The 10325-nt window shown below is 49.3% G+C and carries 4 protein-coding genes and 2 pseudogenes; 4 read left to right on the top strand and 2 right to left on the bottom strand.

Features of this window, described 5'->3' with window-relative positions; translation table 11 throughout:
• Positions 1-63: 63 nt before the first annotated feature.
• Positions 64-879: pseudogene (locus tag V7051_RS21190) on the bottom strand (transposase); the annotation flags it as partial.
• 68 nt (positions 880-947) lie between these two features.
• Positions 948-1217, bottom strand: a pseudogene (locus V7051_RS21185) (transposase); the annotation flags it as partial.
• Between the two features lie 834 nt (positions 1218-2051).
• Here V7051_RS21185 and V7051_RS21180 point away from each other — a divergent pair.
• The 4 genes from V7051_RS21180 to V7051_RS21165 all read left to right on the top strand — a co-directional run bounded on the left by V7051_RS21180 (position 2052) and on the right by V7051_RS21165 (position 10277).
• Complete coding sequence (locus V7051_RS21180; protein ID WP_333878415.1) at positions 2052-7187, top strand: AAA family ATPase; 5136 nt, start codon at positions 2052-2054, stop codon at positions 7185-7187.
• A 34-nt stretch (positions 7188-7221) separates the two neighbouring features.
• A complete protein-coding gene (locus V7051_RS21175) occupies positions 7222-7914 on the top strand; it encodes a response regulator (protein ID WP_333878413.1) in 693 nt (230 codons plus the stop codon).
• Positions 7915-7929: 15 nt separating this feature from the next.
• Entirely contained in the window at positions 7930-9720 is a 1791-nt protein-coding gene (locus tag V7051_RS21170; protein WP_333878412.1) for a hybrid sensor histidine kinase/response regulator, read from the top strand.
• Between the two features lie 122 nt (positions 9721-9842).
• The gene (locus V7051_RS21165; protein ID WP_333878410.1) at positions 9843-10277 is read left to right on the top strand and encodes a hypothetical protein; all 435 of its coding nucleotides are present in this window, start codon (positions 9843-9845) and stop codon (positions 10275-10277) included.
• Positions 10278-10325: the final 48 nt, after the last annotated feature.

Below are 10325 nucleotides of genomic sequence, written 5' to 3'. Positions count from 1 at the left end.
CTCATCTTTAATACAGCATAAAAGGCTTCCGCCTTTCTTCATGACACACTAGCCTCGTACGAAACCGTTGGCGCTCGGCATGATGCGCGATTCTTCGTCGGTCAGGTTGATCTGGTCTTTTGCTTTGGGGCCGGTTTCGGGAGCCTTCGGCTCGATGTCTTGGGGCTTTTTACCCGTAGCGCGTAGTGCCTCTCGGCGGGCAAGTTTTTCTTCATAGTCTTCATCGCGTTCTTTAACCCGCTCGGTAATCTTGGTTTTGGCCTCCGTCAAGGCTTTCAAACGATCTTCCCTACGTATAATTTCGGCCGGTAAATCAATGCCGTCGGCCAACTCCTCCTGATCGATCTCTGCCGCTTTTTTAAGCAAAGCCCGCACTTCATCATGCAGCTGCGCTTCCAGTTTTTCGATGTGGCCGTAGGATAACGCCTGGTGCTTTGAGGCATTCGCCTTGATTTTGGTGCCATCCAGCGAAATTTGTCCCAGCTTGACCAGTTTCATTGCTTGAGCGAGGGTCAGAACTTGTACGAACAAGTCCTCCAATTCCACCAGAAAAGTCTTGCGAAAATGAGCCAGAGTGTCGTGGTCGGGATAATGGGTGGCGGCAATGAACCGGAACGCTACCGAATCATAAGTCGCCCGCTCGATCTTGCGGCTGGAGAAGGTACCGCTGGCATAGCCGTAGACCAGTAACGCCAACATCATTGCCGGATGATAAGCCGCTGAACCACTCCCGGAATAACGTCGCGTCAACTTTGACAGATCGAGCTGATCGATCACCTCAACGATAAACCTCGCCAAGTGTTCTTCCGGCAACCATTCGTCCACAGACGCCGGAAGCAAATATTGTTGGTTACGATCATATTGTATAAAGCGACTCATAAAATCATGCCAGTGAAATTGTAGAACTTAGGGCTATTTTACAATATATGGGGCTTACAAGCGGATAAGTCCGACAGGCTCCTAGATAAAATGCTTAATTCGATTTCTGCCATGTTCAGCCAACTGCCGTGCTTTGGCGTGTAGTGGATGTCCAGTTTATCTAATAGTCTCCACGTTTTCTCAGGCGGAAAAGCCTTATAGAGTGATGCGCCCGTGTGAGTGTTTAAATTATCCATAACACGTGTAATAAGCTCAGCCTCAGGGTAATGCACATCAATCAGGCTTCGAATTTGCTGCGCCCAGTCTATCGCCGTTCGTTGATTTGTCACAGCGACATGCCAGATGCGAGATAATCAGCAAGGCTATTGCCTCCTGCCCTACTACACCGATGCCTACGGGCACTATTATTTAAATACTCATACATCAAGTTGGCGAAAGGAATAGCAAGAAATATTCATTCTGAGATGAGCTTAATAAGTATTTATACTTATTATTTTTGTTTTAACTTTCTGGTCTAATAAACTATTTTCTTTTGTTGTTCGATAAAAACCTCTGTAATAATTTAACAATAATCAGCGATATCAACTACCGTTAGAAGTAAAAATGAAGCGAATTCAAATCCTGACGAGTTCAGCATGATGATACCTCGACTACACCTGTCATTAAGTAACAAAATCACGCTAGAGATTAGTTAACTCGAAGGAATTTATTTGACTTCTAAATTTATTCTGAAACATCACTTGTTGCTTACCATTCCCTTTGATGATGCGCGAGCTGTTTCGTCCATATGCTTTATTGGCAGATATTCCATGAATCGTACCCACAATTCCGATTTGAAAATCGCCGATGCTAAGGAAAGAAAAATAACTGAGTTCTTCTGACGGTATTCAATTTTTGTCAATGAACGGGTAAATTGGCTTGCGATATTCTATTTTTGAGAATGGGGGAATATCATTAGGTGCACATGAATCCTGCGGATGCCTAACGGCTACTTCGCAAAGTATAGCGAGCTTCCTGTAGAGATTGGGCGTAAAGCGGCGCTCAAAATTCAATCAGAGCCTACTTGCATCACTCACAATAGCAATCGCTTATAAAACTTATGAAACATATCTGTCTCTCCCTTATTACAATCCTGCTTGGTATCACCTTAAGATCCATTGAGTATCTGCCAAGTGACTGATATAAAAATAAAAAACAATCACTTGCAAGACGCACCGAAACTGGGCAACTACATTGTTACCGAGAAATTAGGAGAAAGCTTGCAGGCCGTGGTGTTCAAAGGCTACCACAAACACGTCCCCGACCAACCGTTGATTATCAAACTACTGAAGCTGCTGTCGAGCTTGGACGACCAGTCCCGGCATCTGCGCCAAAAAATTGAGCGCCTGAAAGTGCTGCACGATCCGAGGGTTTCTACGCCGCTCGCCCTGGAATCTTACGGCGACCTGCAATTTATCGTTCAACCCTGGTTCGCCGGAAAGCCTCTGAACTATTGGACGAAACAGCAAGACAAACTCGATCTTAACGATTTTTTCACGCTGGCCTGTACACTGGCCGATACGCTGCAAGCGGTACACGATGCCGGGATTACCCACGGCGGCATCAAGCCGCACAATATTCTGCTGCAACCGGGGACGTTGACCCTGCGGCTGACCGACTTCATAACCCCGCTCGACATTCGTGATGTCAGCCATTTTATCTACGACCCGGAATTCGTACGCCATACCTTAGCCTACACCTCGCCTGAACAGACCGGCCGCATCAACTACAGGGTCGATTTTTCCACCGATTTATATTCATTGGGGATAGTGTTTTATGAGCTGCTTACCGGCCGGCTGCCGTTTTTTTCCAGTGATCCGCTGGAACTGATTCACTCGCATCTGGCTGAAGAAACGCCTAAAGTCAATCGGCTCAAACCGCTGATTCCCCAAGCTTTGGCCGATATTATTGCCAAGCTCACCGTCAAGCAGCCGGAAAAGCGTTACCAAAGCGCCTCGGGTTTGCTGGCCGACTTGCTCCGCTGCAAGAAAGAATACAGCGCCACCGGCAACGTATCGGCATTTACGATCGGTCAGCACGATCGCAGCCGTCGAGTCATTTTTATTTCGAAAATGGTGGGCAGGCAGACCGAAAGCCAACTGATACAACAACAATACAATGAAGTCATCGACGGCAAGTTTCGTTCGTTATTCATTTCAGGCCTGTCCGGCATCGGCAAAACCCGGCTGATTCAGGAACTGCAAAAACCACTGGTCAAAAATCGCGGTTACTTCACCTCCGGAAAATTCGACCAATACCAGAAAAACATTCCTTACAGCTCGCTGATTCAGGCCTTACGCAACCTGATCCGCATCTTTTTGACCGAAAGCGATAGTCAGGTCCAGCAATGGCGAACCAAAATACTTGACGTCGTGGCAAATAACGGCAGCGTCATCAGTGACGTATTGCCGGAGTTGGAATTCATCATCGGCCGTCAGCCGGAAGTGCCACATCTACCGCCGGTGGAAGCCCGCAACCGTTTTAACAATTTGTTCGGCCGGTTTCTGGCCTGCCTGGCCTGCGAGGACAATCCGCTGGTGCTGTTTATTGACGATTTGCAATGGTGCGACAGCGCAACTTTCGATTTCCTGCAAAACCTGTTCGATAATCATCAGGAGCATCCCTACCTGTTTTTCATGGGTGCTTATCGACATAACGAAGTCGACGGTAGCCATCCGCTCAGTAAACTGATCCGCAAGATTCAGGAAAACAACGACCCGTTCGCGGAAATTCGCGTAGAAGCATTGACCGACGATGATTGCCACGAAATGGTGGCTTACATCCTTAATTCCTCGCTGGAAGCTACTGTCAATCTGGCGGAATTTATCGCCCACCTCACCGAAGGCAACCCGCTGTTCGTCAGCGAAAGTTTAGCCTGGCTGTATAACGAGGATTTGCTGAATACCGACGCCGAGCAACACTGGCACTGGGACATCAATCGAATTCGCGATACCCAGATGCCGACCTCGGTAGTGGAATTATTCAGTTCCAAGGTCGGCAAACTGCCGGTCAAAACCTTGCATATCCTCGACCATTGCGCCTGCATGGGCAATCGTTTCAGCGTCGAGGATGTGGCGCTGGTGCTGGAAATCCGCATTGATCAGCTGTTTGAAGATTTGAAGCCGGTACTGAATCTGGGCATGCTACTGGAAAATAAATCCGATCTACAGTTCGTCCACGACCGGGTTCAGGAAGCGGTGCTGCGCCAAGTCTCCCATCAAGCCAAACCCGCTATCCACTGGCGCATCGGCAACCGTCTGCTGCAAACAGTACCGGCTGGAACCGATCTTGAAACCCTTGATAATTTGTTTACCATCGCCGCCCACCTCAACCTGGGCCGCCCGGCGGACATGGACCAGGAACTGGCGTACCGGCTGGTCAATATCAACTTCCAGGCCGGCAACAAGGCGCTGGATGCGTTGGCAGGCGATGCCGCCAACGATTTTTTCCTGAAAGCCCACGACTATCTGCCGGGCGATTGCTGGCATCAGGCTTACGACCTGACTTTCCGTATTTACCAGCGTCTGGCCAAGACTGAGCTGATGTGCGGCCGTTACGAAAACTCGGAAGTACTGCTTAATCATCTGATCGAACACGCGGTCAGCGATCTGGACAAAGCCGAAGCGCTGGCGGAACAGACTACGTCCCTGTCCTCATTCGGGAATTTCAACAAGGCGATAGAAACCGCCAACCGCGGTCTGGCCTATTTCGATAAGTCAATTCCAGATCAACCCGAGACAGCCCGACAGCGGATGCTGGCCTTAATGGCTGAAATCGAGCAGCAAGGCGATGTCTGGACGACTATCTTGAAGATGCCTTTTACCCTGGACCGCAAAAGCAAGATTGAACTGGCGTTTTACAGCGAGCTGATCCCCGACCTTTACATGTCAGGCCTGGTGCCGCAGTTGTATCTATCGGCGGCGCAATCGACGGTGCATTGTTTGCAGGGCGGCATGGACGAATCGGTGATTTATTCGTTTTCAATCATGGGCCTCAATCTCGGCGAGCAGGGCAAGTTCGAACAAGCTTTCCTTTACCAGGACTTGGCCCACGACCTGTGCGAAAAACATCCCAATACTTTCGGCGCTACCCGCGGCATGAACGGCATTGTCTGGTGCAATATGCATTCGCGCAGCCATCCGGCCGAGATCGTCGATTACTGCCATAAAGCCATTCAGTGCGGCAAGAATTGCGGCGATTTGTATAACGCCGGCTTGTCCTATGGACCGCTGATGTGGAATTTGCAAGTGCAAGGCAAAAACCTGGGGCTGGTTGAAGAATCCGCCGAGGAATGTTTACAGTTTTCCCGCAAGAATCAGCTATCGTTCTCGGTCGGCCTCGCCGAAGCCGTATTGTCCGGTTGGGTGGCGCCGATGAAACTCGATTACCAGCCGGTGGACATGGCCGAAACGTTGGTGCGCTGGGAAACCGACAATTATGTCTCCGCTTCCGGCAGTTATTTTGCACTGCTGGGTTTTGCCCAACATTTTCTGGACGATTACGCCGCGGCGGCAGTGTCCTTGAAAACAGTGGAACGCTATCTGCACGGCCTGACCGATAACGTGCTGAAACGCCTTTGGTATGTCTTTCGTATCCTTAATCGTCTGCGCTGGCCGGACGGTGCCGACTGGCCGACGCTTGAAGCCGAAATCGCACCGTTGCTGGCCGAGCTTGAAAATTGGGCTAGCCTCGGACCGCTGCTGAAACCCTATCTGGCCTTTATTTATGCCGAGATCGCCCGCGCTAAAAACCAAATGCGTGAAGCCCGTCATCTGTATCTGGATGCTGTCACAATAGCCCAGGCACAAAACTACGGATTGCTCACCGGCCATTTATACGAAGCACTAGGCGATGTGCTGACAGCCGGTAATCTCGGCGATGCCGAACTTTACTACGGTGCGGCTTTGCGCATGTACCGGATGTGCCGCGCCGATCGCAAAAGCGCACAATTGCAACAGCGTCATCCTTATATCGATCCCGACAATGCAATTCGTACCGAAAAAATCGCCGCTTTCGACACGCCCGCTACGCTGCCGAATCTCGACTTCAATTATCTGATCAAATCGGCGCTGGCCCTGTCGGCGGAAGTCGATCTGACCCAGCTCATGCAAAAAATTATGAGCGTAGTACTGGAAAGCTCGGGAGCACAGCACGGCTACCTGCTGATCAAGGAGGCGGATGAACTGCTGGTCGCTACCGAAAGCCATGTCGGCAAAAAACATATCGTTAACCGCCGGCATCTCAATCTTAAGCAGACCCGTAGCGGCATCAGCCGCGCTATCGTCAATTACGTGTTGCGGACTCGTAAAAAAGTATTACTGCACGATGCGATGTCCGAAGGCGAATTTCAGAATACTTCGGAAGTACAGGCGCTAAAACTGCGTTCGGTGTTGTGCTTGCCGGTCATTAAGCAAAGCGAACTGATCGGCCTGCTCTATCTGGAAAATCGATTATCGGCAGGTGTATTTACCGCCGAAAAGACCGATATGACCGAACTACTGACCGCCCAGGCCGCGATTTCCCTGGAAAACGCCCGTCTCCTGGAACAAACCCGGCTGGCCTATACAAAACTACAGGAAAACCAGGAACACATGCTGCAAATGGAAAAACTCTCGGCATTGGGAACGCTGGTCGGCGGTGTGGCGCATGAGATCAACAATCCGTTGATGGGAGTGATGAATTTTGTCGAATTCGTCGCAGACAGAAGTACCGATAAAAAATCAAAGGAAATTCTCGATCAGGCACTGCAACAAATTCACCGCATCAAGAAAATTGTCAGTAATATGCTGCTATTTGTCCACTCCAGCTCGACCCCAAGCGGTAGCTGCCGAGTTGCGGAGGTCATCAGGCAAAGTCTGTTGCTGCTGGAAGGCGAATTGAGTAAAGACGGCATAGCCGTTGAAGTCGATGCGGCCGAGGATTTGCCGTCCATTCACTGTAGCGCCGACAGTTTGCAGCAAATTCTGATCAATCTGATCATTAACGCCCGCGACGCGCTAGCCAATAGTCGGCAACCACATATCAAAATCATCGTCAGGTCCATGCAAGATATACTGGAATTGAGCATAACCGATAACGGCCCCGGCATCCCGCAAGACGTGCAATCCAAAGTTTTCGATCCGTTTTTTACCACCAAGCCTCCCGGAAAAGGTACCGGCTTGGGTTTGTCGGTCGTCCGTCGCTTGGTTCAGGATGTCGGAGGCACTATACAGGTGGAGAATTTAAGAGGACACGGCTGCTGCATGTTGCTACGATTTCCCCATGTTTAAGCATTTAAATCTCAACACTCAAAAGGCATGATATATGGTAAGTAAAATTCTGGTAATAGACGATGATCCTGCGGTGCGCGCTGCCTTCAAACTGATTCTGGAAGATGAGAGTTTCTCGGTTTGCGAAGCCGAGAACGGTTCGCAGGGTATCGAAATGACCCAGGCTGAACGTCCCGATTTGATTTTTCTGGATTTGCGGATGCCCGGCATTGATGGTGTGGAAACCTTGCGTCGTTTGAAAGCCATTGACGAAACCCTGAACATTTATATCGTTACCGCCTTTGCCAATGAATACATGGAGCAATTGAAAAGCATACATAAGGAAGGCTTTCAGTTCGAATTGGCCAGCAAGCCGCTGTCTTCGGCACAAATTCGCAATATCGCCCAAACCGCCATTCCTCATGAAGTCCGGCGTTCAATGCAGCACAAATTGGTGCTAACTTTGTATGTGGTATCGTTGAATACCGAAACCCGCCGACTGGTCGAGCAGATTACCACCGCACTCGCCAATCTTTACGATCCCGGACAATGGGTCTTCGACGTTGTCGAAGTGTTGGGCATGCCGGAAAAAGCACTGGAAAAAGATGTGTTTGCGACGCCGATGCTGGTGCGCGATGTGCCGGAACCGGTGTTGAAATTGCTTGGCGACTTGTCTCGGGTGCCTTCAGTCATCGCAGCCATTACTACTCAGGCTAAGGGAATCGGCGTACAAACCGTCATCATCTAAGTAAATTTATCGACCATGACCACAGACCTCCCCAAGTTCGACCTGATCCTGGATACTATCACCGACGGCGTTTTAGTTGTAGATAGCCAAGGCATCGTACTCTATGCCAACCAGGCTGCCGAAATCCTGCTGGCACGAAGTCCAATGGTCGGTCAATCGCTGGCGATTCCAATCAATCCTGATAAAAACAGCTATCAGGATATTAATCTGGTCCGTCCGGACGGATTCGCCTGGGCAGAAATGCGTTCCGCGCCGCTGGAATGGGACGGACAACCCGGCTATGTCATCGCCCTGCGCGACATTACCGAACGCAAGCACATAGAGCTGGAACGGCAAAAGTTCGTTTCGCTGGCCGACAACAGCATGGAGTTCATCAGCATGTGCGACATGAATTTCATTCCATTCTACATCAACCAAGCCGGCATGAGTCTGGTTGGCCTCGATAACTTGGAGCAGTGCATCCGAACGCCGGTTGAAGAGTTTTTCTTCCCCGAAGACCGGCGCTTCATTCTTGATGAATTCTTGCCGCGCGTTGTGCATGAGGGGCACGCCGATGTGGAAATCAGGTTCCGCCATTTCAAGAGCGGCGCCGGAATCTGGATGACCTATAACGTGTTCTTCATCAAAGACAGCACCGGTGAGCCCGTCGGTATCGCCACCGTAAGCCGTGATATCTCCGCGAGCAAACAGGCGAAGATGGCCCTGCACGAAGCCGACCAACGTAAAGATGAATTTCTCGCTATGCTGGCTCACGAACTGAGAAATCCGCTGACCCCGATCAACAACGCAGCCCATATCTTGGATATGCTGAAGCTGGAAGATCCTCGGCTCAACTGGGCTACCGACATCATTAAGCGGCAAGTAACTCACCTGACTCACTTGGTGGACGATTTACTGGATGTTTCGCGTATTGTGCGTGGCAAGATTTCGCTAAAGAAAGAACGGCTCGATCTTGTAGAAGTGATTAAGTCAGTCTTGGAGACGGCACGCGGCTTCATCTTGGCCAAACACCAGCGCCTTGATGTTTGTCTGCCTGAACAGCCGATATTGTTGGAGGGCGATTCCGTGCGCCTGTCTCAAGTGTTGCTTAACCTGCTCGACAATGCCAGTAAATACACTCCGGAATGCGGTCAAATCGATATTAATGTGCAACTGCTCGAGGCCGAAGTTGAGATCCAGGTGCGAGACAACGGCACTGGTATTTCGGAGGAACTATTGCCGACGATTTTCGATCTATTTCAACAGGGCGCGCGTACCCTGGATCGATCTCAGGGCGGACTGGGTATCGGGCTTACCTTGGTAAAGCAGCTAGTGGAACTACACGGCGGACAAGTAACGGCATCAAGCCCTGGTGTCGGAATGGGCTCCAGCTTCAGAGTCCGTTTACCGACGATTGCTGAACCAGATATGTTTGCTGCCTGCGAGATACCAACACCCTTCCCTAGCGCAGGCCTGCGGATACTGGTGGTAGACGATGATTCCGACGTCAGGAAGAGTACAGCCCTTCTCCTTGAGTTGAACGGCTATGCAGTCAAGATGGCTGATTCCGGCGAGAGCGCCATATCGCTAATCGACGCATTTCATCCCGATGTAGTTCTGCTGGACATCGGAATGCCCGGAGAGGATGGCTATCAGGTAGCGCGGCGCACCAGGCAACTGCCCAACGGGGCAGATATGCTGCTGATAGCATTAAGCGGCTATGGGCGGGTAGAGGATTTAGCGCGTTCGCAGGAGGCGGGTTTCGATCATCACTTGGTCAAGCCATTGAATATTACTACGCTTTGCGACTTACTTTCAGAGTTATGAATATTTAAGCTAAATTATGCTGTACCGCAGTGACATATGGCTATGATAGACTTATTACATTCTGGTTGGTAATTTCTCATTAATAATGTAAGTCTTAAGGCTAGGTTATTTAAATTATTTTAATGAAAAATATAATATTTATATTAGTTATAGCTTTTTTTATTTCAGATTGTCATGCTGACGCCAGAGTTTTAGCCGAAATACTATCCAAAGCACATTCCAAAGCTAAAATCCATGTATTGAAAAATAACAAGCCGAAGAAAAAAGTTAAGGTTAAAACTCGCGTTTTAAAATATATAAAGCCGAAAGAACAAGTTATAAAGCCGAAAGAGACTGTTACTTCTGAAGAGCTGGAAATGAGAAATGATCTAGCCTATATGCCTAATGAAGATAAACCTTTCACCGGTAAACATGAGGCATATCACTCAAATAAGAAAAAATATATTGAAACAAATTATAAGGATGGAAGGAAAAATGGATTACTTGTCATGTGGGATGAAAACGAGCGGAAAATAGGCCAATTAACTTTCATGAACGGGAACCAGCAAGAAAACTAATTTGTAAACAAGTAATACAGATTTCAACAAGTCCACAGCGAAGCCTTA

Source organism: Methylobacter sp. (assembly GCF_036845245.1).
Classification (GTDB): Bacteria; Pseudomonadota; Gammaproteobacteria; order Methylococcales; family Methylomonadaceae; genus Methylobacter_A.
The sequence above is the reverse complement of the archived record's forward strand: the minus strand, read 5'-3'. Positions and strand labels throughout refer to the sequence as shown.